Annotated in this window: 24 protein-coding genes and 1 pseudogene; 9 read left to right on the top strand and 16 right to left on the bottom strand. The window is 64.2% G+C overall.

Going from position 1 to position 25,798, the window contains the following annotated elements; translation table 11 throughout:
• Nucleotides 1–115: 115 nt before the first annotated feature.
• Both AC0L3D_RS08460 and AC0L3D_RS08455 read right to left on the bottom strand, forming a co-directional pair.
• Nucleotides 116–1,249, bottom strand: coding sequence for a KamA family radical SAM protein (locus AC0L3D_RS08460; protein WP_473643877.1), 1,134 nt, complete (start codon nt 1,247–1,249; stop codon nt 116–118).
• A gap of 290 nt (nt 1,250–1,539) precedes the next feature.
• A complete protein-coding gene (locus AC0L3D_RS08455) occupies nt 1,540–2,844 on the bottom strand; it encodes a mechanosensitive ion channel family protein (protein WP_473643875.1) in 1,305 nt (434 codons plus the stop codon).
• Between the two features lie 571 nt (nt 2,845–3,415).
• Between AC0L3D_RS08455 and AC0L3D_RS08450 the strand changes: the two genes are divergently transcribed.
• Nucleotides 3,416–3,847, top strand: coding sequence for an SAM-dependent methyltransferase (locus AC0L3D_RS08450; RefSeq protein WP_473643873.1), 432 nt, complete (start codon nt 3,416–3,418; stop codon nt 3,845–3,847).
• 67 nt (nt 3,848–3,914) lie between these two features.
• On the opposite strand, the gene AC0L3D_RS08445 is transcribed toward AC0L3D_RS08450, so the two are convergent.
• From AC0L3D_RS08445 to AC0L3D_RS08420, 6 genes and pseudogenes are all read right to left on the bottom strand, one after another.
• The gene (locus tag AC0L3D_RS08445; protein ID WP_473643871.1) at nt 3,915–5,537 is read right to left on the bottom strand and encodes an ABC-F family ATP-binding cassette domain-containing protein; all 1,623 of its coding nucleotides are present in this window, start codon (nt 5,535–5,537) and stop codon (nt 3,915–3,917) included.
• A 282-nt stretch (nt 5,538–5,819) separates the two neighbouring features.
• Nucleotides 5,820–8,093: an amidase gene (locus AC0L3D_RS08440; protein WP_473643888.1), complete on the bottom strand. Its 2,274-nt coding sequence runs from the start codon at nt 8,091–8,093 to the stop codon at nt 5,820–5,822.
• A 53-nt stretch (nt 8,094–8,146) separates the two neighbouring features.
• Nucleotides 8,147–9,421: a tetratricopeptide repeat protein gene (locus tag AC0L3D_RS08435; RefSeq protein WP_473643869.1), complete on the bottom strand. Its 1,275-nt coding sequence runs from the start codon at nt 9,419–9,421 to the stop codon at nt 8,147–8,149.
• An 81-nt stretch (nt 9,422–9,502) separates the two neighbouring features.
• The gene (locus AC0L3D_RS08430) at nt 9,503–9,736 is read right to left on the bottom strand and encodes a WD40 repeat domain-containing protein (RefSeq protein WP_473643887.1); all 234 of its coding nucleotides are present in this window, start codon (nt 9,734–9,736) and stop codon (nt 9,503–9,505) included.
• 116 nt (nt 9,737–9,852) lie between these two features.
• Nucleotides 9,853–10,368 (bottom strand): annotated as a pseudogene (locus AC0L3D_RS08425) (WD40 repeat domain-containing protein); the annotation flags it as partial.
• Nucleotides 10,341–10,976: a hypothetical protein gene (locus AC0L3D_RS08420; RefSeq protein ID WP_473643867.1), complete on the bottom strand. Its 636-nt coding sequence runs from the start codon at nt 10,974–10,976 to the stop codon at nt 10,341–10,343. The gene AC0L3D_RS08420 and the pseudogene AC0L3D_RS08425, both read right to left, overlap by 28 nt.
• A gap of 219 nt (nt 10,977–11,195) precedes the next feature.
• Between AC0L3D_RS08420 and AC0L3D_RS08415 the strand changes: the two genes are divergently transcribed.
• Nucleotides 11,196–11,660, top strand: coding sequence for a GFA family protein (locus AC0L3D_RS08415; protein WP_051505774.1), 465 nt, complete (start codon nt 11,196–11,198; stop codon nt 11,658–11,660).
• 59 nt (nt 11,661–11,719) lie between these two features.
• Here the strand turns inward: AC0L3D_RS08415 and AC0L3D_RS08410 are convergent, their stop codons facing one another.
• The 6 genes from AC0L3D_RS08410 to AC0L3D_RS08385 form a co-directional block, all read right to left on the bottom strand.
• On the bottom strand, nt 11,720–12,490 hold the full coding sequence (locus tag AC0L3D_RS08410) for an exodeoxyribonuclease III (RefSeq protein WP_473643866.1): 771 nt from the start codon (nt 12,488–12,490) through the stop codon (nt 11,720–11,722).
• 9 nt (nt 12,491–12,499) lie between these two features.
• The gene (locus AC0L3D_RS08405; RefSeq protein WP_128170365.1) at nt 12,500–13,144 is read right to left on the bottom strand and encodes an alpha/beta hydrolase family protein; all 645 of its coding nucleotides are present in this window, start codon (nt 13,142–13,144) and stop codon (nt 12,500–12,502) included.
• A gap of 183 nt (nt 13,145–13,327) precedes the next feature.
• A complete protein-coding gene (locus AC0L3D_RS08400) occupies nt 13,328–14,416 on the bottom strand; it encodes a tetratricopeptide repeat protein (RefSeq protein WP_473643885.1) in 1,089 nt (362 codons plus the stop codon).
• Between the two features lie 14 nt (nt 14,417–14,430).
• Nucleotides 14,431–15,345: a non-homologous end joining protein Ku gene (ku, locus tag AC0L3D_RS08395; protein WP_023799023.1), complete on the bottom strand. Its 915-nt coding sequence runs from the start codon at nt 15,343–15,345 to the stop codon at nt 14,431–14,433.
• A gap of 89 nt (nt 15,346–15,434) precedes the next feature.
• The gene (gene ligD / locus AC0L3D_RS08390; protein WP_473643863.1) at nt 15,435–17,921 is read right to left on the bottom strand and encodes a DNA ligase D; all 2,487 of its coding nucleotides are present in this window, start codon (nt 17,919–17,921) and stop codon (nt 15,435–15,437) included.
• 227 nt (nt 17,922–18,148) lie between these two features.
• A complete protein-coding gene (locus AC0L3D_RS08385) occupies nt 18,149–18,373 on the bottom strand; it encodes a hypothetical protein (RefSeq protein ID WP_027155417.1) in 225 nt (74 codons plus the stop codon).
• Nucleotides 18,374–18,658: 285 nt separating this feature from the next.
• Here AC0L3D_RS08385 and AC0L3D_RS08380 point away from each other — a divergent pair, with 285 nt between their 5' ends.
• Entirely contained in the window at nt 18,659–18,961 is a 303-nt protein-coding gene (locus tag AC0L3D_RS08380; protein ID WP_287346186.1) for a BrnA antitoxin family protein, read from the top strand.
• Between the two features lie 134 nt (nt 18,962–19,095).
• On the opposite strand, the gene AC0L3D_RS08375 is transcribed toward AC0L3D_RS08380, so the two are convergent.
• Nucleotides 19,096–20,535, bottom strand: coding sequence for a LuxR C-terminal-related transcriptional regulator (locus tag AC0L3D_RS08375; protein WP_473643861.1), 1,440 nt, complete (start codon nt 20,533–20,535; stop codon nt 19,096–19,098).
• A 113-nt stretch (nt 20,536–20,648) separates the two neighbouring features.
• The gene (locus AC0L3D_RS08370; RefSeq protein ID WP_287074776.1) at nt 20,649–20,777 is read right to left on the bottom strand and encodes a hypothetical protein; all 129 of its coding nucleotides are present in this window, start codon (nt 20,775–20,777) and stop codon (nt 20,649–20,651) included.
• Between AC0L3D_RS08370 and AC0L3D_RS08365 the strand changes: the two genes are divergently transcribed.
• The 6 genes from AC0L3D_RS08365 (at nt 20,767) to AC0L3D_RS08340 (ending at nt 25,787) form a co-directional block, all read left to right on the top strand.
• Nucleotides 20,767–20,973, top strand: coding sequence for a hypothetical protein (locus AC0L3D_RS08365; protein ID WP_128171069.1), 207 nt, complete (start codon nt 20,767–20,769; stop codon nt 20,971–20,973). The genes AC0L3D_RS08370 and AC0L3D_RS08365 overlap by 11 nt on opposite strands.
• 48 nt (nt 20,974–21,021) lie before the next feature.
• Complete coding sequence (locus tag AC0L3D_RS08360; protein ID WP_419693901.1) at nt 21,022–21,903, top strand: DMT family transporter; 882 nt, start codon at nt 21,022–21,024, stop codon at nt 21,901–21,903.
• 118 nt (nt 21,904–22,021) lie between these two features.
• Nucleotides 22,022–22,750 carry a gamma-glutamylcyclotransferase gene (locus AC0L3D_RS08355; protein WP_473643859.1) on the top strand — a complete coding sequence of 243 codons (729 nt, stop codon included), beginning with the start codon at nt 22,022–22,024 and terminating at the stop codon, nt 22,748–22,750.
• Nucleotides 22,734–22,964: a hypothetical protein gene (locus tag AC0L3D_RS08350; protein WP_473643857.1), complete on the top strand. Its 231-nt coding sequence runs from the start codon at nt 22,734–22,736 to the stop codon at nt 22,962–22,964. The genes AC0L3D_RS08355 and AC0L3D_RS08350 overlap by 17 nt, the downstream gene beginning before the upstream one ends.
• Nucleotides 22,965–23,028: 64 nt before the next feature.
• Nucleotides 23,029–24,585 (top strand): winged helix-turn-helix domain-containing protein, encoded by a 1,557-nt coding sequence (locus AC0L3D_RS08345; protein ID WP_473643855.1) that lies wholly within the window; start codon nt 23,029–23,031, stop codon nt 24,583–24,585.
• 251 nt (nt 24,586–24,836) lie between these two features.
• Nucleotides 24,837–25,787 (top strand): substrate-binding domain-containing protein, encoded by a 951-nt coding sequence (locus AC0L3D_RS08340; protein ID WP_287292294.1) that lies wholly within the window; start codon nt 24,837–24,839, stop codon nt 25,785–25,787.
• The last annotated feature ends 11 nt before the right edge of the window (nt 25,788–25,798 follow it).

Raw genomic sequence — 25,798 nt, 5'->3', positions numbered from 1 at the left:
TGGCGGCTTTGCTTATAAACCCCCCCGGGCGGCCCCCCCCCCCCCACAAACCCCCCCCCCCCCCCCCGCCCCCCCCCCACCTCTCCCCCGCATGCGGGGGCGAGGAACCAAGGTTTCAGAGGTCGCCGACAAGCTCCGTGTAGGTCCTCACCGTCCCATCCTGCCCGCGAATCCGCCAGGTCTCCCCGTCCCGCGCCTCGACATAGCACGGCCCGAGCGGCACCTTGCCGCCGCCGTCCGGCAGGTCCAGCACGTAGACGGGGTTGCAGATGCCCGACAGGCGCGCCCGCAAGGCGCTGACCAGCGCCCGTCCCTCGGCAATCGTGGTGCGCCGATGCGCCATGCCGCGCGCGAGGTCGCCGTGGTGCAGGTAATAGGGTTTTATGCCGAGGCGGTACATCAGCTCGCGGCACAGTTCCTCCAGCACCTCGACGGTGTCGTTGACGCCTTTCAGCAGGACGCTCTGATTGAGCAGCACGAAGCCGCCCTGCCGCAACGCGCGGCAGGCTTCTTCGGTGGCCGGCGTGATCTCCCGCGCGTGGTTGAAATGGGTGACGACTGTGACCATCAGCCGGCCCTGCAGCGAGCGAACCAGCCCTGACGTGACGCGCGAGGGCAGCGCTACGGGCACGCGGGTGTGGATGCGCAAGAGCCGCACATGCGCAACCGCCTCGATGCGGGCGCGGATTTCTGCCAGCGCCTTGTCCGGCAGCGACAGCGGGTCGCCGCCGGTCAGGATCACCTCGCGGATTTCGGGGTGGGCCTCGATATAGGCGAAGGCGGGCTCCAGCGCCTCGCGCGAAAAACCCCGGCCGATCGAGGTCAGCGACTCCTTGCGAAAGCAGAACCGGCAATAGACCGCGCACTGGTAGGTCGCAAACAGCAGAACCCGGTCGGCATGGCGATGCGTCAATCGCGGCACCGGGCTGAAGGCGTGGTCGGCGATCGGATCGTCGAGCTCGCCTTCCTGCTCGGCCAGCTCTTCGGGCGACGGGATGACCTGCGCCCGGATCGGATCGGCGGGGTCGCTCCAGTCGATCAGCTCGAGATAGGCTTTTGGGATGCGAACCTTGTGGCGCGTGGCCGCGGCTTGAGCCGCCGCGCGCTCGGCTGGCGACAGCGGCAGGGAGTCGAGATCGCGCACCTGCCGCACGCCGGCGCGAACATCGTCCTGCCACGCGGCGTCGTAGGCGTGCTCGTCGTCGGCCGCCATGCGGCTGGCGTCGGGGATGTCGAGGTGTGAGGTCATCGCAGGCTCCTTGAATTCGGGCTGGATACAGCATTGGAGCCGAGGTGCGAACCCTTGCCGGATGCACTCGCGAACGCGCACGGCGTCGAAGCTGCCAATCTCCCCCCTCGTGGGGAGTGCCCGGCAGGGCAGAGGGGGGCGCGAAGGATCGCCAACCTTGTTCGTTCTGAATGCGCAAAGGACGTTCTAAGCGAATGCGCGTGAGAGCGGATCGGTGAGAGAAGTCGGCGGGACAGCGCCCCCCTCTGTCCTGCCGGACATCTCCCCCACAAGGGGGGAGATTGGCAGCTTCAGCGCCCGCCTGGGTTCTCAGCACGCCCGTCCGGCTTCATGATGATCTCGCGATGCGGATAGGGGATGTCTATGCCGTTTTCCCTAAAAGTGTCCCACAGCGCCAGCAGCACCCTGCCGCGCACGTTGGTCAGGCCTTGCTGAGGGTCGTGGATCCAGAAGCGCAGCACGAAATTGAGCGAGGATTCGCCGAAGTCGGTGAGCCAGCAGACCGGCCGCCGGTCCGCTTCGACACGGCCGACGCTCATGGCGGCCTTGATGGCCAGTTCACTGACCTTATGCGGGTCGGCGTCGTAAGAGACCCCGAAATTCACGTCGAGCCGCACGAGGTTGTCGCTGAACGACCAGTTGATGACCCTTTGGGTGATGAAGTCTTCGTTCGGGATCAGGTACTCGCGGCCGTCGCGCGTCACCACCGAGACAAACCGCGCCCGCAATTCGCGCACCCAGCCGAAAGTGCCTTCGAGCGAAATGGTGTCGCCCGGCTTGATCGACTTGTCGAGCAGGATGATCATGCCGGAGACGAAATTCGAAACCACCTTTTGCAGCCCGAAAGCCAGGCCGACGCCGACGGCGCCGGAGAATATCGTCAGGGCCGTCAGGTCTAGTCCGACGGAGGACAGGGCGATGGCACCCGCCACCAGCACAAGGGCGACCTTTGCGACCTTGCCGACGAGGACGCGGATCGAGGGCGTCAGCTCTTCGGAGATGCGGACGCGCTCGTCGATATACTTGCCGACGACCACCGCAAGCCAAACCGTGGCGATCAGCAGCAGCGCCGCTTTCAGCACCATGAGCGCCGAAAGGCGCACCGCGCCCAACGGTATTGCGAGGCCTTCCATGAAAGTCGCGGCGTCGTCATCGATGCCCAGGATGACGAGGGCCGCATAGATCCAGGTCAGCCAGGCGAGAGCCCGCGCGACAAAGCGATTGCGGACGATGCGCGACAGCACCGACGCAAACAGCCACGCAAGCGATAGCGAGAGCGCGATATAGATGAAATGGGTCCGGCTTGGCCAGGTGACGGCGCGCATGAGAACGAGCGCTGCAAGCAGGAAGACCGTGAACAGAATCCAGTCGGTGCGCCGCAGCAGGGCAACGACGACCCTCAACAGTCCGGGATGCCCCTTGATCTGGCGTGCCCGGCTCTCCATGAGCGGTTCGATGCGCTGCGCTGCGAGCTTCGCGACGAGGAAGAGCACGACGATGATGGCAGCCTGATAGAAAAACCACGGCGTGACGGCGTAGTCGAACCATCGGCTGGCCCAGGCCAGCGATTCATCGATGGCGTTGCGAAAATCCATTCCCACACGACCGTTATGAACTGGCGACCAGCACAATGTCGCCGGCCTGGTGCAGGGTCAAGCCGGCGCTCTGCGCTTCAGCCCCGCGCCCCCGGCGCCTCTTGGCCGGTGCGCTCAACATGCCAGGTATAGCCGCCGCCATAGGAGTGACGCGCGCGGCCAGGAAGCGGCCGCCAGAAACAACAACTGATCGGAGACAACCGCTGGAAAATCGCCAACGCGCAACATTGAATCACTGTTACATTAGCTTGCTCTTAAATTAGATTTAGCGTATGTATGCAGTTGGCCGGTGATCTACCCCCCAACCGGTTAGGCTCGGCGCCAGTCCCGCCCCCCTCAGGCCAACGACGCCGGGCCGCTCGGGGTCTATTTCCTCTTTAAGTATCCCCTACTGTTCCTGTCGCGCAGTTGAGAAGTCGACCGATCGTCGGCCTCTTCGATAATCGATCAAGGGGCGTTCACCACCGGCGGTGAAAACATCGACGACGTCCGCGATCCCCTCAGGTGTCGGCCTTCCCGTCGCCAGCCATGGTCGCTAATCTCGGCTCACGGAAAGAGCTGGAGAAGCGGAATGGCGAACGACTTGTCGCCAAGGCTTTTGGCGATCGTCGATGCGCTGCCTTTGCGGCACGGCATGCGGGTTCTGGAGATCGGCTGCGGCCCGGGTGCTGCGGCGCGCGAGATCGCGCGCCGGATTGGCGACGGCTACGTGCTGGCGATCGACCGCTCGGCCAAGGCCATCACGCAGGCCAGGGCCGCCTCGCGCGCCGAGATTGCAGCGGGCCGGCTGAGCCTGCGTCAGGTCGCCATCGAGGATTTCCAGTTGGAGGCGGACGAGAAGCATTTCGACATTGCCGTTGCGGTGCGCGTCGGCGCGTTGGACGGGCGTCATCCCGAGGCAGGAAAAATCGCCCTGCAACGGCTCAAGGCCGCGTTGACGGCGCAAGGCCGGCTGTTCATCGACGGCGGCGATCCGCTGTGCGAAATTGTGATACACGGCTGAGCAGCCCGTGCTTCCTTTCCGGAATCGAGCGTTTGGGTCATGATGAGCGGCAACGCCGCTCTGCGCCTCAGCTCCGCAGCCCCGGCGCCTCCTGCCCCGTTCTCTCGACATACTCCGTATAGCCGCCGCCATAGGTATGAATCCCCTCGGGCGTCAGTTCCAGCACCCGGTTCGACAGCGCCGCCAGAAAATGCCGATCGTGGGAGACGAACAACATGGTGCCTTCGTACTGCGAAAGTGCCGTGATCAGCATCTCCTTGGTGGCGATGTCGAGGTGGTTGGTCGGCTCGTCCAGCACCAGCAGGTTGGGCGGGTCGAACAGCATCAGCGCCATCACCAGCCGCGCCTTCTCGCCGCCCGACAGCACCCGGCATTTCTTGTCGATCTCGTCGCCTGAAAAGCCGAAGCAGCCGGCCAGCGCGCGCAACGGCGCCTGGCCTGCCTGCGGAAAGGCACCCTCCAGCGTCTGGAACACGGTGCGTTCGCCCTCCAGCACTTCCATGGCGTGCTGGGCGAAATATCCCATCCTGACGCTGGGACCGCGCGCCACCGTGCCATTGTCCGGCTCGGAAGCGCCGGCGACCAGCTTCAGCAGCGTCGACTTGCCGGCGCCATTGATGCCCATCACGCACCAGCGCTCGCGGCGGCGCACCTGGAAATCCAGCCCCTGATAGATCGGGCGGCTGCCATAGCCCTTGTGGACGTTCTTCAGCGTCACCACGTCCTCGCCGCAGCGCGGCGCCGGCTGGAAATCGAACGACACTTTCTGGCGGCGTTTTGGCGGCTCGACGCGGTCGATCTTCTCCAGCTTCTTCACCCGGCTCTGCACCTGGGCAGCGTGCGAGGCGCGCGCCTTGAAGCGCTCGATGAAGGCGATCTCCTTGGCCAGCATCGCCTGCTGGCGTTCGAACTGCGCCAGCTGCTGCCGGTCGGCGATCGCCCGCTGCTGCTGGTAGAATTCATAGTTGCCGGAGTAAGCGGTCAGCGAGCCGCCATCGATCTCGACCACCTTGTCGACGATGCGGTTCATGAACTCGCGGTCGTGCGAGGTCATCAGCAGGGCGCCGTCATAATTCTTCAGGAACTGTTCCAGCCAGATCAGGCTTTCCAGGTCGAGATGGTTGCTCGGCTCGTCGAGCAGCATGGCGTCGGGCCGCATCAGCAGGATCCTGGCCAGCGCCACGCGCATCTTCCAGCCGCCGGAAAGTTTTCCGACGTCGCCGTCCATCATCTCCTGGCTGAAGCCGAGGCCGTCCAGCACCTCGCGGGCGCGGCCATCCAGCGCATAGCCGTCGAGCTCCTCGAAACGCGCCTGCAGGTCGCCGTAGCGGGCGATGGTGGCGTCCATCTCGTCGGCGCGATAGGGATCGCCCATGGCCGCTTCGAGCGCGCCCATCTCGGCCGCCACTTCGCTCACCGGCCCGGCGCCGTCCATCACTTCGGCAACCGCGCTGCGGCCCGCCATGTCGCCGACATCCTGGCTGAAATAGCCGATGGTGACGCCGCGATCGACCGAGACCTGGCCCTCGTCGGGCTGCTCCTCGCCGTTGATCATGCGAAACAGCGTCGTCTTGCCGGCGCCGTTCGGGCCGACCAGGCCGACCTTCTCGCCCTTCTGCAAGGAGGCGGAGGCCTCGATGAAGACGATCTGCCGGCCGTTCTGCTTGCTGATGCTTTCCAGTCGAATCATGCTTTTCACGCGCGCCCAAGGGAGTTTCCCCGCGCCAATACGCGATAGGCGGCGCCTGCGGAAGCCCGCAAATCAATCGGAATACGACGCCACATTCGAAGTTCGAACTGAATTGGCGGAACCTCAGATAGGGCCGGCAGTTTAGAAAGATGACCTCAAACAGCGAAGGAGGACGAGATGAAGACCCTAACCGCTATTTTGCTCGCCACCTCAATGATCGGGCTGACGGCCGGCACGGCAAGCGCTACCTGCCACGACACGACCGCATCGATCGAAGCTCAATCAGGCGTCGCAAAAGACGCAACGCGCGCGCCCCTCGAAACCGACGCGAATACCGGTAACAGGGTAAAGGGCGGCCCGGCCAACAAGACCGGCAACACCATGCCGCTTGCCAACCAGGAAGCCGGCGGCGATAAAAACCTTGCCACCTCGCAACAGGATGTCGAGGCGCAGCAGGAGGGCGAGAAGACAGCAGCGGCCAAGGCCGACCCCTGCAAGCCGGACTGACGCGAATTGAAAAGCCGTTTGCAGACGGCGCGCCGCAGCACAAGGCGAAGCGCGATGGTCACCGATCCCGCCGGTCACCACGTAGGCGCCGGCGGCGCGTCCGTCCTCAAGACGCACGACGGCGGTGACGATCGAGCCGTACACGCCGCGCCAGACGCTGTGAATTCTCTCATGCTCTTTGGCCGGTACGACTGCACGCCCGGTGAAGCGCGCGCCGGTCCGTTGCATGCGAATGGGCTCGCCGTTGACATGGACTTTCACGCTGGTCTCGATTCCCGTTCCGGCCACATCTAGCGTGACTGTTATCCCGTCCTGATCACCGGCATGGCGCGTCTCGGCGGCAAGCGCCACGGTCAGCGGCGGCGTCTCGCCGGGCATGCTCGCGTTGTGTCGGGCGAAAAAAACATTGTCGGGAAGTTCCGGCGTGCGCGGCGGGCGGCTGCGGCGCTGGTCAAAACGCTCGAAGTCGCCGGCCAGCCGCAGCAGCCGGGTGTCGTCATAGGCCTTGCCGGCGAAGGTTAGGCCGACCGGCATGCCGATATCGGCCATCGCGCCCATCGGCACGGTGACGGTCGGAATGCCGAGATGGCGCGGCACCAGATTGCCATTGGCGACCCAGGTGCCGTTGCGCCAGGCCAGTGCTGCGGAGGCCTCGTTGACATCGGCATCGGCCCGACCGACATCAGCGACGGCGGGAAACACCACCGCGTCGAGCCGTTGCGCGGCGAGCCAATCCTCGAAATCGATGCGCCGCGTCGCCTCCAGGCCTTTCAGGCCGGCCTCCAGCTCGGGAATGGCCAGGAATGGCGTGACGCCGCGCTTGGCCCGCTCGACATATTCCGCCACATCAAAACTGTCCTCATAACGGTCCGGCAGCGTGCCCGGCGGCTGCGGAAAGATCTTTGCGCCGTCGACCGACGCGAGATCGGCGATGCCAGGGTCGGCATTGGCGCGCAGGAAATCGTCCCAGGCGAAGACGCACAGGTCCCAGATCTCGCGCTCGGCGAATCCTTTGGGAATCAGCCCGCGATCGACCATGTTTTTTGCTCCCGGCCGGTCGCGCTCGTAGTTGGAGACGACGGGAAAATCGACCTCGACCACATCTGCGCCGAGCCGCCGCAGATCGGCCGCCGCCTGCTGCCACAGTTCCAGCACCGAGGCGCGGGTCTGGATCGCAACGTCCGTATCGCGGCCGATATACATGCGGGGCACGCCGAGCCGCATGCCTCGGAGCGCTCCCTCCAGCTCGAGGCCGGTGTAGCTTGGCGGCCCTACATCCGAGCTCTTCGGCAGCGCCACCCAGGGCTGCGCACGCCAGAAATCGCCCCTTGTGTTCGGATCGTCGGCGACGATCACGTCGAGCAGTTCGAGCATGTCGGGCACGCTGCGCGTATGCGGCACCACCACGTCCATCGTCGGCACCAGCGGCCAGTTGCCGCGCACGGAAATGACGCCGCGCGACGGCGTGTAGGCGACCAGCGCGTTGTTCGACGCCGGCGCGCGGCCCGACGACCATGTCTCCTCGCCAAGCCCGAAGGCGGCGAAGCTGGCGGCGGTCGCGGTGCCGGAACCATTCGACGAGCCCGACGCGAAGGCGGCGGTCAGGTAATCGGCATTGTAGGGGCTTTCCGCCCGGCCGTAGACGCCGCGCTGCATGCCGCCATTGGCCATAGGCGGCATATTGGTCAGTCCGATCAGCACCGCGCCGCCGGCCCGCAGCCGCCCGACGGTGAAGGCGTCCTCGTTGGCGATGAGATGCTCGAAGGCCGGCGAGCCGGCGGCGACTGTCATGCCTGATACCTTGTAGCTGTCCTTGGCGGTATAGGGGATGCCGTCCAGCGGCCCGAGCGCAGCACCATTCCTGCGGCGCCAGTCGGACGCGGCCGCCTCCTCGAACATTTTGGGATTGAGCAAGGGAACGGCATTGAGGGCGGTGCCATGGCGGTCGTAGTGCGCAATCCTGCGCAGGCAGGCGCCGACCAGCTCGACGCTGGTGACAGTGCCGGCCTCCAGCGCCTGCCGCAGCTCTGCGATCGACGCTTCGACGATGTGGGGAAAGCCAAACGTCTGTTATCCGCAACAAGGTCAAATATGATCTTCGCCTACAATGTCTTGGTGTCCAACAGACCTTCCTCCTTCATCATATCCAGATAAATCTGGACACCGGGATGGCCATGGGAAGAAGCCTTGAGCAACCATTTAGCGGCTTCCTTGTAGTCCGGTTGTCCATCGATACCGCGATAATACAGCATCCCAAGACTGGCTTCGGCATCGACATTTCCCGTTTTCGCGGCAGCCAGCCACCAGAACTCAGCAGATTTGTGGTCTCTGGCGATGCCTTCACCATTGGCATAGGCGTATGCCACGAGGAGCTGGGCCTGGATATCTCCCTGCTTTGCGGCCTTGAGCCACCACGAAACCGCGTCCGCCTTGCTTTTGCTAACACCAGCGCCTTTCGAATAGGCGACCCCCAGGTTCAGTTGCGAACTGACGTCTCCCTGATTGGCCGCCTTGAGCCACCAAGACGCTGCGTCCGCATCGCTTTGGGTAACACCGTTGCCGATTGAGTATGCATAGCCAAGCGCGGCTTGTGCCTGGGCGTTGGCGTGTTCGGACGCTTTACGCCACCAGACGGCAGCCTGAGCATGATCATGTTGAACCCCCCAACCCTGTGAATAGGCTTGGCCAACAGCGAATTGAGCGTTGGGATATCCCTGATCGGCCGCCTTACTGAACCAGGAAAATGCCTTTGCGTCATCCTTGCCCACGCCTTTTCCCAACGCATATGCAGTTCCAACGGCATATTGCGCATCGGCGAGGCCACTGGCCGCGGCTTTCATCCACCATTCGAACGCCCTGCGGTCATCCTTCGCCACCGCCCGGCCTTCTGAATAGAGAACGCCAAGGAAGTGTTGACCATTTGCGTGCCCATTGTCCGCAGCCTTCCGCGCCCACATTAAGGCCAACTGATCGTCTTTTCCGATACCTCTGCCATCATAATAAGCTTGGCTGAGGCCGGACGCACCATCTAGGTTTCCTGCCTCTGCGGTCTTGCGCCAAAAGTTCACTGCCAGCGCGTCGTTCCGAGCAACGCCTTGGCCTAACCAATACATCAAACCAATATTGTTCTGCGCATCGGGGTTGCCGGCGTCGGCCACTATCTTCCACTGGCGGAATGCCTCGGCGTAGTCCTTGGCGAGGAATGCCGCTTGCGCCTTCTGGATGGCCGACCACTGAGCGTAATAATTGCGAGCTGGCCAAAACAGCACGACAGCAGCCAACACAAGCAAGACGATGGGAAAGATTCTTCGGCGATGTGGCACCGGCAAAATGGACACAGTTGTGTTCGCCTCAAGCGGCCAGTCTTCACTGCTCACGTTCGCCAATCCATTTGTCGATAGCGGTAATCATTAGCGCACGCCGCCTCTTTCCGAAATATTCGCACCTTGAAAATCTAATCAATCTGGCGCTCCGGCGAAAAGCACCACCCCGTCTCCGCCGCCTGCCGGCCAGTCCCGGATGGTGCGGTCGTAGCCGCCGGTCAGCACTGTGCCGTCGGCGGCGAACGCCACGGCGTAGACCGGTCCGGACCGGCTGTCGAACAGCGCGGTCTCGCTGCCGGTTTCCATGTCCCACAGCCGTGCCGTGCCGTCGAGTGAGCCGGACAGCAGCCGCTTGCCGTCGGCCGACAGCGCCAGCGCATAGACCGTGCCCGAATGGCCCTCAGGCGGCGGACTTCGCGGCCGCTGTCGAGATCCCAGAGCTTGATCGTATAATCGTCGCTGCCGGTGATCAGATGGCGCCCGTCGGCCGTGAACACCACGCCATAGGGGCCGCGCTCATGCCCGTGCCAGCTGCGCAGCTGCTTGCCGGTGCCGATGTCCCATAGTTTTAGCGTGCCCTCGATGCTGCCGCTGATCGCACGCGTGCCGTCGGGCGAGACGGCGACCCCGCTGATCGACCAGTCGTGCCCCGGCATCTTGTGAAGCACCGAGCCTTTCTCGATATCCCGGACGATGACCCTGCCGGTGTCGTGCCCGCTGACGGCACGTTTGCCGTCGGGGCTGATCGCCAGCTTGTTGACGCCGCCGTTCTGGCCTGACGAGAAGACGTGCAGCACCGCGCCATCGGCGAGCCGACGCAGCACGATCTCGCCGTCGTCTCCCGCCGTCAGCGCCCGCGCCCCATCGGGCAGGAAAAGCGCGGTACGGGCCATGTCCTTGTCGACGCCAAGCGTGTGGATCAGGCGCTTGCCGTCGATATCCCAGAGCTTGATCGTGCGGTCGGTGCTGGCGCTCATGATCGAGTGACCGTCGGGCGCCACCGCCAGCCAGACCACGGGCTCGCGGTGGCCGTCGGGCTGCGTCGGCTGCGGCGGCGGAACCTGTGGCAGCGGCGCGACGGTCTGCGGTGGCGCAGCCGGGGCTGGAGCAGGCTCCGGCGGTGAAACAGGTGGGACCAGCGCGACCTCGGATGGCGAGGCAGGAGCCGCTCCGGTTCCGGGGCCGGTGCGCTGGTGACCTCTTGGCCTTCCGGCGCGCTCGGCACAGTTTGCTCGGCGGTCAGGCTTTTGCCGGCGTCCTGTGGCTGCCGCGACCAGGGGCCGAGTTGGTCGGCCACCAGAGCGAGCACGGCGAGGAACGGAACGACGGCAAAGAGCCGCCGCAGGCGTGGTCGTCCGCCGGGTTGCGTTTCCGCACCCCTGCCGAACAGCGGCACCTTCGGATCGTGCGTCGACCGGCCCGGCAACAGGCCGGCCCAGAACAGCAGGGCTGCAAGGGCTGAGACAACGCCCGCTGTCCCGAAGAAAGCCAGGCGCGCGAACACGAAGCCTTCGCCGACGCCCCCCAGCGCGAAATACAAGCGTGTGAAGCACAGCATGCCGATCGCCAGCAGCAGCATTGCCAGCAGCCTGTCGACAAACCTGTTCATCGGGCTCCCCTCGCGCCGCTGTTCGCTTCGTCCGCAATGATGCAGGTCGGCGCCGGGCTTGTCGATGCCCGGTCAATTCCGAAGAGCGAAACAGCGAGCGCAAAACGCGCGCCTGCGCCAAAGCGCTCGATATGGCCTGGCGACACTCTTGGTCGCCGCAATGTTGCCCGGTCGCGCGCTAGAATCGCCTGCCAGGGAACTCAGCACCGAGGCCAAGTGATGGATGATTGGAAACTACCCTGGGACGGCGGCTGCCTGTGCGGTGGGATACGCTTTCGCATAAGTGCGCCGCCCTTGCTGACCATGGCCTGTCATTGCACCGGCTGTCAGAAGCTGAGCGCGAGCGCTTATTCCCTGACCATGGCGGTGCCAAGCAGCGGGTTCAGCGTTACGCAAGGCGAGCCGGTGGTCGGCGGCATGCACGGCCCGCACCGGCAACTCTACTGCCCGCACTGCAAGAACTGGATGTTCACGCATCCGCACGGCTTGGACTTCTTCGTCAATGTTCGCGCTACCATGCTCGACGAGCACAATTGGTACGTGCCCTTCGTCGAGGTTTTCACGTCGGAAAGGCTGCCCTGGGCCACGACCGCCGCCAGCCACAGCTTCGCCACCCAACCCGACCTTGAGGGGTATACGCCATTGATCGAGGCCTTCGCCCGCGAAGGCGCGCGACCGGGCTGACCGGTTGCGCATGAAGGATTAAGATTGGCGAAACCGCCAATGACGGCCAATCTCCGCCCTCACCGCAACTCAACCCAAACCGGCGCGTGGTCGCTGGCGCCGGGCTCGCCGCGAACGTCGCGGTCGATGCCTGCCCCGGCCAGCCGGCGCGTCAGTTTCTTGGACAGCACGATATGGTCGAGCCGCAGGCCGGCGTCGCGCTGCCAGCGGTTGCGGCGATAATCCCAGAATGTGTAGAGCGTCTCCTTCGGGTGTTTTTTGCGCAGCGCATCGGTCCAGCCCTGGTCGAGCAGCGCTGCGAAAGCGGCGCGGCTTTCCGGCTGCACCAGCGCATTGTCGTCATAGGAGCGGGTCGGATAGATGTCGCGCGGCTCGGGCACGATGTTGTAGTCGCCGGCCAGCACCACCGGCAGGCCGGTGTCGAACAGTTCTTCCGCATGCGCGTTCAGGCGTTGGTGCCAGGCAAGTTTGTACTGGAATTTCGGGCCGGGCTGCGGGTTGCCGTTCGGCGCATAGAGGCAGGCGACGACGATGCCGCTAACCGCCGCCTCGATGTAGCGGGCCTGGTTATCGCTGTCGTCGCCGGGCAGCGCCTCGCGGGTCAGAACCGGTTCTGAACCCCGCGCCAGTATGGCGACGCCGTTCCAGGTCGGCTGTCCCACCCAAACCGCGCCATAGCCGGCCGCGGCGAGTGCTGTGCGCGGAAACTGCGTCTGCCTTGCCTTCAGCTCCTGCAGGCAGACGATGTCGGGCTTGGCGACAGTCAGCCAGGCGAGCAGGTTCTGCAGCCGGCCGTTGATGTTGTTGACGTTGAAGGTGGCGATCTTCATTGGCCTGCTTCAGCGCACGATGCGCTCGGTCCACGCCTTCACCGCATCGGCTAGTGTCTTCAGATGATCGGCGGCCGAAAAACCGGAGATGCTCTTGCGCGGCTTCAAATCGTGGTCTCCATCTTCCAGCCACCGCATTTCGATGGTGTCGGAAAGGTCATAGGTCGCGACCTCGTCCCTGGTCCCGAATTCGTCGCGTGTGCCCTGAAAAATCAATGTCGGCGTCTTGAGACCGGCGAGGTGTTTTGTCCGAAGCTGCGTCGGTTTCCCCGGCGGATGGAAGGGATAGCCGAGGCAAAGCAGCCCTGAAATGTCGCCCTTCGAAAACACCTCGTCGGCGATCATCGAAGCGACGCGGCCGCCCATCGACTTGCCGCCGATGATGAGCGGCCCGTTCACGCCCTTCGCCCTGAGGTCGGCGATCGCCTTGATGTATTCCGGGTTCACCGTCTCGGCGCGCGGCGGCGGCTTGCGGTGGCCGTAGCGGCGGGCCGCCATGTAGTGGAATTCAAAGCGCGCAACGCGGAACCCGGCTTCGGCCAGCGCTTTTGCCGTGGCATTCATCGAGGCAGAATCCATCGGCGCGCCGGCGCCATGGGCGAGCAGGATGGTGATGGGAGCGGTGTCTGGGCCGTCGTAGAGGAAGGTGGTCATGGGAACTCCAACGTAGACGACCCCTTCTCCCCTTGTGGGAGAAGGTGGCCGAGCGAAGCTCGGTCGGATGAGGGGTGTTCCAGGGAACGCCAACGCCTCATTTCTTCCAGCACCCCTCATCCGTCTCGGCGCTAACGCGCCGATCCACCTTCTCCCACAAGGGGAGAAGGGAGCGCCATCGCCTCACCCCGCCGACATCCGCGCCAGCTGCAAATCGATGAACTGAATACCCTTGGCCGCCATCCGCGCCCATTCGGAGCCGGCGTCGAGCTCGAGATAGCGCGCCCAGTTCCGCCGCGCCTCGGCGAGGTTGCCGGCGTCGAACTCCAGCCTTGCCAGGTTGAACACCGCATCGGCATAGTTTTGGTCGAGCGCTATCGCCTTCTGCAGATGCCGGCGCGCCGAGGCCTCGCGACCCTCATCGCTCATCAGCCCGGCCAGATTGAACCAGGCCTCGACAAAGCCAGGGTCACACTTGATGGCGCGGGCATAGTCGTGCGCCGCCTCGGGCGCGCGTCCAGCGGCGCGCAGGCAGTTGGCGCGGTTGAAGGCGGCGATCGCATCGCTCGGATCGATGGCAAGGCAGCGCTGGTAGAGTGCAGCCGCCTGTTCGTGGTCTTCAGCCTCTTCCGCGGCTTCAGCATCGGCGAACAGTTCTTCCAGCGTGTCATCGTCAGGCGTTCCCAGATCGAACAGCAGCTGGCCGTCGAGTTCGCTCTGGCCGCCCTCGAGATAGATCTGATCGGCGCGCCCGTGCTGCGAGCCGACATTCAGCGACTTGGCGGTCAGCGAAGCGACCGGACCGCAGCGGTGCACCGAGCGCGCGATCGCCCCCCACGAGGCGCCGCCGGCGACCAGCCCGGCATATTTGCGGGCCAGGATCAAATCGCGAAACGAATAGGGTTCGCAATCATGCTCAAAGGCATCGAAAAGCGACAACAGGTCGAGGTCGGATGCGGCCAATCGCGATTGATCGAGAAGCGACTGCCGCGACAACGCCGAGGCCTCTGGCGCCTTGATCAGCCCGAGCAGGCGCAAAAAACCGTTTTCGCTGATCAGCTTGCGCCCGGCCGCACGCTCGGCGGCGACGCGGCGCTCGATCTCGGCATCCCCGGCCTTGGCCAGAAGTTTGCGGCCGAACACGACATGGCTGGTGCGCCTGTTGACGCCGCGTCGCAACTGGCCCTGCCGGCGCTCGACTTCACGCGCCGCCAGCCTCAGCGGGAACGCCGCCAGCGCGCCGATCGCGCCGAAGACGCTGCCGGAAATCATACCGGTGGGCGCTGTCACCCTTTGCTCTTGCCGACGGCCTTGAGCAGATTGGCCTTGAGCGGATTTTCCTTGGCCGCGCCGGCGCCGCCCCTGGCGGATTTCGTTGCCGGTTTCGCCGCTTCATCGGCCTTGCTCTTGCTCTTGGCCGGCGGCTTGGCCGACTGCGACAGGCTGGCCTTCAGCGCATCCATCAGATTGATCACGTTGCCGCGCTCGGGCGCGGCGGCGATGATCGGCTTGTGACCCTTGAGCTTCTCGCGGATCATCGCCATCAGCGCGATCTCATAGCGGTCCTCGTAGTTCTTCGGGTCGAAGGTGGTTTCCTTCTGCTTGATCAGCGCTTCGGCAAGCTGCAGCATTTCCGGGTCGGGCTTGCCGGCCGGGATGTTGCCGAAATATTCAGCCGTGCCGCGCACTTCGTTCGGGTTCCTCAAGGTGCAGACGAACATGCCGTTCTCGCGCGCCCCGATCGTCACCACGCGCTCGCGGCTGGACAGCACCAGCCGTGCGATCGCCAGCTTGCCGGATTTGCGCATGGCTTCGCGCAGCACCGCGAAAGTTTCCTCGGCCATCGCGCCATCCGGCGCCAGATAGTAGGGCGCGTCCTGGTAGATGACGTCGACCGAATGCTCGTCGACAAAAGCCTCGATGTTCATCGTGTGGTTGGATTCGATGCGCACCGCCTCGAGGTCGGCATCTTCGATGATAATATACTGCTTGTCCTCGTATTCGTAGCCCTTGACCAGATCCGAGCGCTCGACCAGTCCCAGCTCGGGGTCGACCGGCTTCATGTTGATGCGGTTGTGGGTGTCCTTGTGCAGCTGGTTGAAACTGATGCGCTCACTGGCACTCGTAGCCGGATACAGCCGGACCGGACAGCTGACGAGACTGAGCTTGAGGTAACCTTTCCAACTTGCCCTGGGCGCCATGAAACTCTCCTACGCGGCCGTGCACTGTCGAACTGTTCGCAGCGCTTCGTCCAAAGGACGAACGACGCTGCGCAAAACCTACATCGCCCTCACAATACCGGCAAATCCCTAGCGAAATCTTCCATGTCGGCCCAAGGATCGCCGGAGGTGGCCAGAAGCCCCGGCAGTGAAGAATAATTCAAATCTTCCGGAGCGTCGATGGATTCCAGATCGGACCAACTTACCGGCGTCGAGGCCGGCAGGTTTGTGCGGGCGCGCAGCGAATAGGGTGCCGCCGAAGTGTGGCCGCGCGCGTTGCGGTGAAAGTCGATGAAGATGCGCCTCTTGCGGTTGTCCTTGCCCATGGTGGTGGTGAAGGTGTCGGGCGCCGTGGCGGCCAATGCCGAGGAGATGGCGCTGGTCGCCTGGTGCAGTTTTTTCCAGTTCTGTTTTTGCCTCACCGGCACTGAGATGTGGATGCCCTTGCCGCCCGAGGTCTTGGCAAACGGCACCAGCCCCATCGCCTCCAGTTCGGCGCGGATATGCACCGCCGCCTCGACCACCTCGCGCCAGCTAACCCCCTCGCCCGGATCGAGGTCGAAGACGATCAGGTCGGGTTTGTCGAGCCGAATGCGATGGGTGCCCCAGGTGTGGAACTCGACGACGCCGAACTGCGCCAGCGCCAGATAGCCCTTGGCGTCCTCGACCGACAGGTAGGATTTGGTCTCGCCCTCGGAATTGGTCGCCTCAAAAGTCGCCACCGATTTCGGCATGCCGGTGAAGGCATGGCGCTGGAAGAAGCAGTCCTGCGGCTTGCCGGTCGGGCAGCGCACCAGTGACACCGGGCGGCCCAAAATATGCGGCAGCATGAAGTCGCCGACCAGCGCGTAATAAACGGCGATATCGAGCTTGGTCGGTCCGGTTCTGCCGAACAGCCGCCGCGTCGGGTTGGTCACCCAGATCGTGGCGAGGTCGGCCTCGGCGATCAGCCGCTTGCGCTTGGCCGATACAGGCGTCGACAGGCCGACGTCGCGCAGTCCGCGGAACACGGCATGGCGCAGCGCATTGTCGGTGGTCCGGTTGGCATAGTGGATATGGGCCGAAAGCAGCGGCCGCACCCACTTCATCTCGCGCATGATCTCGCGTGGAACGCCTTCGGGTGCAGACGCGCCGGCGCGCAGCGGCTCCAGCCGGGCCAGCAACGCGGTGGCGGTGGCGGCGTCGAAGCCGGTGCCGACCTTGCCGCGATAGTGCAGCTCGCCATCCTCGAATTCGCCGAGCCCGAGTGCGGCCAGCCCCTCGGCTGCAGCGGAGGTGGTGTAGCCGGCGATGACGAAATCGCCGGTCTTCAGCGCCTTGGTCTTGGTCCACGTCTTGGTGCGGCCGCTCTGGTAGATCGCCGTGGCGCGCTTGGAGACGATGCCTTCCAGCCCCATCTCGGAGGCCTGGTCGTAGAGCGCCTGGCCATCGCCTTCGACATGGTCCGAGAACTGGATGGCGGAGTTGGCGCCCAGGCCGGACAGCAATTGCGACAGCAGCGCCTTGCGCCGGCCGAGCGGCGCTTTTGTCAGGTCCCAGCCGTCGAGATACAACAGGTCGAAGGCATAGTAGTGGAGCTTGTTGCCGGCGCCCTCGGCCAGCGCCTCCTGCAAAAAGGCAAAGCGGCTGATGCCCCTGGCGTCGAGCACGACGACCTCGCCGTCGATGATTGCATCGCGGCAGGGCAGCCTGGCAAAGGCGAGCGGCAGGTCGCCATAGCGCCTGGTCCAGTCGAGGCCGGCGCGGGTGATCAATTTGACCGCGCCGTCGGCCAGATGCGCCATGGTGCGGTAGCCGTCGAATTTTATTTCGTGCAGCCAGATTTCACGCGTTTTTTCGGCAGGGCTTTCGCCGCCCGGCGGCTTCGGAACCTGCGTGGCCAGCTGCGGCTCGATCCGGGAAGGCAGCGGCGCCTTGACCGCGCCCGGCAGCGCACCGGGTTTCAATGCCACCGGTTTCGCAGGCCTTGCGGCAGGCTTCGGGGTTGCCACCAGTTCCTCGATGCGGCGGCCGGATTTGACGCTTTCCGGCCGGGCTTCCAGTATGTCGAGCCCGGCGGCGGCGGCGAGGTCGCGCTCCTTGAACAGCAGCCAGTTCTTTTTGCCCTCATCCTCGCCGGGCTTCGGTTTCAGCTTGGTCAGCATCCAGCCGCCATTCAGTTTCTCGCCGGCGAGACGAAATTTGAAGGAACCGGTGCGCAGGCTCTTTTCGACATCGTCCATCGGCGCCCAGACGCCGGTGTCCCAGACGATCATCGGCCCGCCGCCATATTCGCCCTCGGGAATGACGCCTTCGAAGTCGATATATTCAAGCGGATGGTCCTCGGTCTCGACCGCCAGCCGCTTGTCGGCCGGATTGAGCGACGGGCCGCGAGGCACCGCCCAGCTCTTCAGCACGTCACCGACCTGCAGGCGAAGATCGTAATGGTCGGCGGTGGCATGGTGTTTGTGCACGACGAAGCGATTGCCTTCTGCGGCAACCGGCCCGCCGGCGGGCTCCGGCGTCTTGCTGAATTCGCGCTTGGCGCGATAGGCCTTGAGTTTTGAAGGAGCTGGCATGTCAAAGATCGAAGCGCGCGGCAGTCAGCAACCAGCGTCTCATTCCTTCGCGCCCCCCTCTGTCCTGCCGGACTGTCCGCCAGGACAGAGGGGGGCGCTGTCCCGCCAACATCAAAACTCCATCGCAGCGGCGCTCCGATGTCACGGCATGGATCCCAGGGTCTCCGCGACGTCGCTTCGCTCCTGCTCCGCCCTGGGATGACGAAGGGATGGATGTCACACGCAGCTCAATCGTCGGTGGCCGGCGTCAATTCGAGCTCGGCCGGGGACAGACCCTGCTGGAGCTGGCTCAGCCGGAATTCGTCGACCCAATAGGCCTCGCCGTCGACGAGCACACGCGCCTTGTAGGCACCGGCTGAAAAACTTTGTGCGGTGATGTAGACCTTGTGGCGGTCGAGCGCCTTGCGCACCGCAGCGCGCTTGGAATTCTGGCTGGTGGCGGAACTGGCCATGGACTCGCTCATACACACGCCGCCGCAGGAGAAGGCGGCTGGGCTAAGGATGGCCGAGACCGGCTGTCGTGTCAATTTTTCCGTGGGCGCGAACGGTCTGGACGATCGCCGCGTCATGCCGAAACGAGCCCGCATCGTACCATGTCTGCCTTTTGGGTTGTCCTTCGTAAGAGGACAATCACTGAAGGAAACGGGCTTGCATCACGACATTCTTTTTTGTATCACTAATAATGGTTGACTCTCCTATTATCGTCCGGCCAGCAGCAGGGAAAGGAGCCTTTTGACATGACCCGCAAGAACCGCATGAAAGAGTTCGTTCCCGGTCGGGGTTACACCAAGGAAGACTGGGACAGTGCCGACAGCCCGGAATTGACCGACGAGCATATCGCCAAGGGCAAACCTTTTGCCGAAGCGTTTCCCGATCTGGCCGAGAGCATCAAGCGCGGCCGGGGGCGCCCACCTGTCGCGGTCCCGTTGCAGCAGATTTCCATCCGGCTTGAACCGGCGGTGATCGAGAAGTTCAAAGCAACCGGCAAGGGCTGGCAGGCCAAGGTCAACGATGTGCTGAAGAAGGCGAAAGTGGGCTGAGGCGGATATCATTTCGGCGAGGCCCACCCCGTAGCGCGGTGCCCATTTGGTGCTTGTGCAGGGCGGCAACACCCGCCTGATCGGCCGGCATCGATCGGGCGAGCCGGCACCGACCCCTGCATGCATCAACTTGCCTACGGCAGCTTCGCCAGCTCGGCAGCGTGGCGGATGGCAAGCAAGGCGTCCCGGTTGGTCACCGGATAGCCTGCGATGAAGCGTTCCACCGAAAAGCCTGGAAATTCGGCTCTCAAGCGGGCCGCGGCGCGCGCCGCATCGCCGGTCTCGCCCATGGCCGCATGCGAAAGCGCCAGGAACATCAGCACGTCCGGCGACTCCGGCGAACTCCTGCGGAGCGCCGCGACAGCTTCCCGATGCCTGCCGGCGGCAAACAGGATGCGGCCTTGCATGGCGAAATACCAGTGCGGGGCCAATGGATTGAGGCGCATGGCACGCTCGATGAGCGGGATCGCCTCGGCTGGATCGCCGGCGACAAGCGCTTTGCTGCCGGCCAGCAGCAGCAGTATGCCGGCGTGGTTGGAGCCGTATTCGAGAGCGCGCCGGTGCGCGCGCTCCGCTCCTTCGAGATCGCCAAGGCATGCCCTGACATTGCCAAGGCATGCGTGGGCGCAGCTGTCCGTCGGGTCGAGGCGCAAGGCGTTTTCGGCCGTGATCCGCCCGTTCTCGGTCGACGTCAGCACGTCGTCGCCAAAGCCGTTACAGGCCTCGACCGAATAGGCGTAGGCGAGTTCGGCCCAGCAGTTGGCGAAAGCAGGATCAAGCTCCAGCGCGCGCAAAAACAGGCGGATCGCCTCGGCATTGCCGGCGCGGCTGAACGTGGTGTGCTGTTCGAGCGCAAGCAGATAAAAATCATAGGCCCGCAAGCTGGCCGGTGGCTTGCGGCGAGCCGCATTGCGGCCGACCGTGGCCAGCGTTCCGTAACTGCCGGCGAACACGTTGATGATGCTTTCGGCCAGGCTGTCCTGCAGCGCGAAAATGTCCTCGGCCGGGCGGTCGTAACGCTCCCTCCACAGGTCGACGCCGCTACGGGCATCGGCAAGCTCTATCGTCAAGCGAATCCTCTGGTCGTCCGCACGCAACTGGCCCGATACGAAATAGGTGGCGCCGAGCGCCTTGCCGTCCGCCGCGAAATCGGCCGGCTTGCTGCCCAGCGATTTCATCGTGTGGAAGGCGATGACAGGCAAGCCAGCGTATCGCGCCAGGTTGATGGTGATGTCTGACGACAGCCCGTCGGCAAATCGGCGCCAGCGCTCGTCGGAATTCAGGCATTCGATCGGAAATATGGCGAGCACCGGCGGAGCGTCCGACGGGGGTGACTGCCCGCCCGGCCGAGCGCCGGAAGCGCCGGCAAAATACGCCGCGAGCCCGATCTTGGTGCGCACGCCAAGTTTTTCGTAGATGGCCGCAAGGTGGGTGCGAACGGTGGTCGGGGCAATGAAAAGTGCATCGCCGATTTCGCGATAGGTCATGCCGGTTGCGAATTTTTCCGCGACCGCGCGCTCGCGACCCGACAAGGCATCGAGCGTCTGCGCTTTCGAAGCGTCATTGACCGTCATAGTGGAACCCGTCCCAAGACAGAATACTACAAATGCAGGAGGCCGAATACTGCATCTGCCCGATCCCGCCGCGGGCGCACAAATTGCAAGGTCGTTTGCCGCAAAAGCGGCAATCAGGGGGAGGTTTCCATGCGTCCTGTTTCGATATTGCTGGCATGCACGATCTTGAGTTTTTCCGCCGCCCAGTCGCCGTCGTTCGCAAGAGGATGCAGGCAGGTGCTGGAATCGGATGTGAAAATCACGAGCATGCGCCTCTATGCCGACATCCTGGCCAATGCCGCCCGCAACGGCTGGGACTACACGCCTGAATCGATCGTCAGCGGCTCAAAGCGGCATTTCGAGGAGATGAAGCTCCAGTTGAATGACGCCGGCTATGAGATCATGCCAGTCGGCGTCCGCCTGTATTGCAAGCGGTGGGACAAGCTCGCCGCCCGCTAGCAACCAGCGATCCGCCCTTTGCGGCGCAAGCTTTGCCGAGACATCGATATGTCGAAGGTGCAGGCCAACTGTCTGCTTCTGCTTGCCGCTGCCTTTTGGGGCTTCGGCAATGTTGCGCAGAAGACTGTGCTGGATCATCTCGATCCGCTCAGCGCCGTGGGCATGCGCTGCCTGATCGCGGGGCTCATGGCCGCGCCGCTGACGGGGCTCGAATGGGGAACGAAATCCGGGCCAGGCTACTGGATCAGCCTCGCCAAAGTCAGCGCTCTGTTCTCGATATCCATCATCATCCAGCAGGTCTCCTATCTCGACACGTCGGTTACCAATGCGAGTTTCCTGGTGAGCACCGCAACGGTGATGACACCGCTTGCGGCCTGGTTCCTGATTGGCGAGCGCCCGACTGCTGTCGGCGGGCTTGCGGCTGCCATGACATTGGCCGGTGTCCTGTTGCTGTCAGGAGGCTTGATCACCAGCTTCAGCCAGGGCGATCTCGCTGCGACACTTTCGGCCGCGTGCTACGCGCTGTGGATGGTGGAGCTTGGCCGCCACGTGCAGACCCACGGCGCGCCGGTCGCGGCGGCTGCCGCGCAATTTCTCGGCGCCGCCGTGATCACGCTGCCGCTCGGCACCCTTCTGGGTAATCTGTCGCTGGCCGCCATCAGCGATGCCGCCCCGGAACTCGCCGTGCTCGGCATCTTCTCGACCGGGGCCGCCTTCGGCATGCAGACGATCGCTCAACGCTTCACGTCGGCCAGCCATGCCGCGGTGATCGTCAGCGCAGAGAGCGTGTTCGGAGCGGTTGGCGCCGCCATATTTCTGGGCGAGCGGCTGTCGCCGACCGGAGCAGCCGGTGCTGCGGTCATATTTGGATCAATCACCTTGCTGTCGCTGACAACCGGCAAAATCAGCAAGCCGGCGGTGGCAGACTGAGAGATTGTGGGACCAGCCGCTGCGGCTCCATTCGATTTCAGCACAATATCAGCATCCGTTCAGGACGCGGATGCCTTGTCGCGGCGATGCTCCCGGGAGACAAACCCGATGAGCGACCATGATAATCGCCCTGACAGAAGACCTCCTCGCCAGGATCGATCGCAAGATCGAAGACGCTGGCCCGGCGCCTGGACTGCGCAATCTGGAGGATCGCGACTATGTCGGCATTCGCAAGCAACTGCTTGCGGGACGCCCGCGTGACGTCTGGGTTTTCGCCTACGGCTCCCTGCTGTGGAACCCTTGCTTCGAATTCGTCGAGGAGCGACCGGCAACCCTGCATGGCTGGCATCGGCGATTTTCGCTGTGGCTGACCCGCTGGCGCGGCACGCGCGAGCGGCCCGGGCTGATGCTTGCGCTCAACCGCGGCGGCAGCTGCCGCGGTGTCGTCTATCGTCTCCCCGACCTTGATATCAACGCGGCAATCGACCGGCTGCTGCGCCGGGAGATGAGCGCCAACCCGCCGACCAACATTCCGCGCTGGGTTTCGGTTCGAGGCGCGGGTGGGAATTTGCGGGCCATCGCCTTCGTCGCCGACCGGAGTGGCCCCGCCTATGCAGCAGACCTGCCCGAGCAGACCACGGTGGAAATCCTGTCGCTCGCCGCCGGCCACATCGGAAGTTGCGCCGACTATCTGCGCCGCACCGTCGGTCAGCTTGAAGCCCGCAACATCCGCGACGCCACGCTAGGGCGGCTGCAGGGCAAGGTCGCCGCCTACCTCGGATCATTGCAATCCGGCACGCCCTTGCCGGCACCAACCGTGGAGATCGAACATGCATGCGAAGGCTGAAGGATCATTCCCCCCGTCGGTTCTGGCACGGGAAGCCGTGCACCGGATCCTGTCGACGGGCAACGTTGAATTCTGTGGCGGCGAAACGGCTCAGATGCTGCACTATCTCGACCGGCTGATGCCGAGTGAGACAGCCATGATTCCTGCCGAAACGATTCCTGCAGAAACGATGCCGCGCCTATGGCAGTGCCTTTCCCGCTTCTTTCGGGCTTGACCTTTACCGGCTTATGCGGCTCCGATGATCCTTGCGCAATCAGGCGCAGCGGTGGCGCAGGAGCTTGGCACACCAGGTCGGCAGCTCGGTTCTCGATCTCGACCGCGGCACATTGCGGCGTGACGGCGAGATCGTGCCGGTGCGGCCAAAGACCTTCGACCTGCTCGCCTTCCTGGTGCGCAATCCCGGCCGTGTGCTGAGCAAGGACGAACTGTTCCATGCGGTCTGGCCCAACACCATCGTGACAGAGGATTCGCTCACGCAATGCATTCGCGATGTGCGCAAATGCATAGGCGACGAGACGCAGTCGCTGGTTCGCACCGTGCCCCGGCGCGGCTACATGTTCCAGGCTGCCGACGATCTGTCCGCTTCGCTGCCGCCGGCCAGAGCTTCGGTTCAGATTGAACGAGCGCCCGAGCCGATGGTCGCCATCCTGCCGTTTCGCGTTAACATTGACGATGCGATGGCAAAGCCGCTCTTCGACGGCGCGGTCGAGGAGATCATCAACGCGCTTTCCTACTTCAAGACCATCGCGGTGCTGGCGCGCCATTCGGCCTTCGCGCTTGCCGAACATTCCGACCAGGACATCTGGGCGACTGCTGAGCGTCTCGGCGCCGACTATGTTGCGGAAGGCAGCGTCGAGAGCGCTGAGGATGGTTACAGCACGCACGTCGTGCTGTCCGAGACAGCGTCCGGTCGCCGCATCTGGGCTCATGCATTTTCGTTCAGGACCAGCGATCTCTTCGTCTTTCAAAGGATGGTGGCGCAACGGATCGCGACCGCGCTGGTCGCCAACATCGAGAGCGCGGCGATGCGGCGCATGTCCCCCGCGCCCGCCGCCAACATCGAGGCCTACGTCCATATCTTGCGCGGCATGGCACTGCTGCGCAGCTATGGCGAGGGCGTCAACCAGCAGGCCCGCGAACATTTGCTGAAGGCGCTCGAACGCGATCCGGACTCGGGGCTCGCTCACGCCTATCTCGCCTTGGCGGACACGATCATAGGCGGCTATGGCGGTGCGCCCCGCGCCTTGCTCGATCAGGCGCGGGACCGAGCCTTGCACGCCACTGCACTCAGCCCGGACGAGGCACGTTGCCACCGTATCCTGGCGTTGATCCTCCTCTACCTGGCCGAGTTCGACGCCGCAGCACGCCATTTCGCGCGCGCGTTGGATCTGAACCCCTACGACGCCGACACCTTGGCCCAGACGGGCTTTTTCGAGGTGATACGCGGTCATGGCGAGACCGGCCTGGTGCTGCTGGACCAGGCGGTTCAACTCAATCCGATGCATCCCGCCTGGTATTATAACGACCGGGGTGAGGCCCTGCTTGTCGTTGGCCGCTACCCGGAAGCGGCCGCGTCTTTTTCCTGCCTTCCGCGAAAAAGTGCCTGGCAATGGTCGCGGCTGGCGGCTTGTCACGCGCTTGACGGCAATATCGACAAGGCAAGGGCCTGCACCAGGGAGGGCCGTCGCCTAAACCCCGGCCTGACCGTGCAGGAAATCATGGCGGACCTTCATATGATGCGCTCGGAAGATCAGGAGCGGATACGATCCGGTCTCGAGTTGGCCGGATGGGATGAAGCGCAATTGCCGGACGCGCTATTGCCGACAACACCATGAGCAGCATCGGAGCGTCGAGCACATGACGCGGCCCTGTGTCGGATCCGCGCGTTCTTGCGCAAATCTCCGGCCTTGGCTAGCATCCGCCCGCCGGCGCCGAGCGGAGGAGAACGTCGCGGTGGACCGGCTGGAGCGCCGTTGCGTCCCCTTGGGCGCTCAAAGGACACTCCATTTCTGGATCGACGCAGGAATTTTCGGAAACCGGAACCGGTTTTCGGGTTCATGCGCTCATGTGGGAGGAGACTAAATTGATCAACAGACGTGAATTCCTGCTGTCGTCCGTGGCGATCGGCACGATGGCGCTGGCCGCTCCGCAACTGGCTTTCGCCCAGGACAAGCTGACCATCCTTGGTTCGGTGCCGAGCCTCGGCTTTCCGTTCTTCGTGCACATGCTGAACCAGATCAAGGCGGAAGCTCAGGCGCAGGGCGTCAATCTTGTCGAAAGCGACGGCCAGAACTCGGCGCCCAAGCAGACCGCCGATATCGAGGCAGCGCTCGTGCAGAAGGTCAATGCCATCGTCATCTCGCCACTCGACGTCAACGCGCTGGCCCCGGCCATCGAGCAAGCGATCCAGGCCGGCGTCCCCGTCGTCACCATCGACCGCCGCGTCGACGGCGTCGAAGGCATCCTCGCCCATGTCGGCGCCGACAACGTCAAGGGCGGCGAGGCCGAAGCGCAGGCCATGGTGGCGGCTTTCCCGAACGGCGCCAAGATCTTCCATCTGCAGGGCCAGCCAGGTGCCGGGCCGGCGATCGACCGCAACAAGGGCGTGCACAACGTCCTCGACCCGATGAAGGACAAGTACCAGATCATCTTCGAGCAGACCGCCAATTTCGCCCGCGCCGAGGCGCTCTCGGTCACCGAGGCCGGCCTTGCCGCCAACGGCAAGCCCGACGCGATCATCTGCGCCAATGACGACATGGCGCTGGGCGCGGTCGAAGCCTGCGCGGCGCGCAACTTCACCGACGTCAAGATCTACGGCTTCGATGCGCTTCCCGAAGCGCTGGTCGCCGTGCGCGACGGCAAGCTGGCCGGCACCGTCGAACAGTTCCCCGGCGAGCAGTCGCGCACCGCGGTGCAGATCGCCGTCGCCTACGCCAGGGACAAGACTGAGCCCAAGGAAAAGCTCGTGCTGCTGACGCCGATCGTCATTGGCAAGGACAATCTCGACAAGGCGGAAAGGCTGGGCGAGACGAAGTAGGCCAATTGGCG

The organism is Mesorhizobium sp. WSM4837, assembly GCF_055811435.1.
Note: the sequence above shows the minus strand (reverse complement) of the source record. Positions and strands in the feature narration are given on the sequence as shown.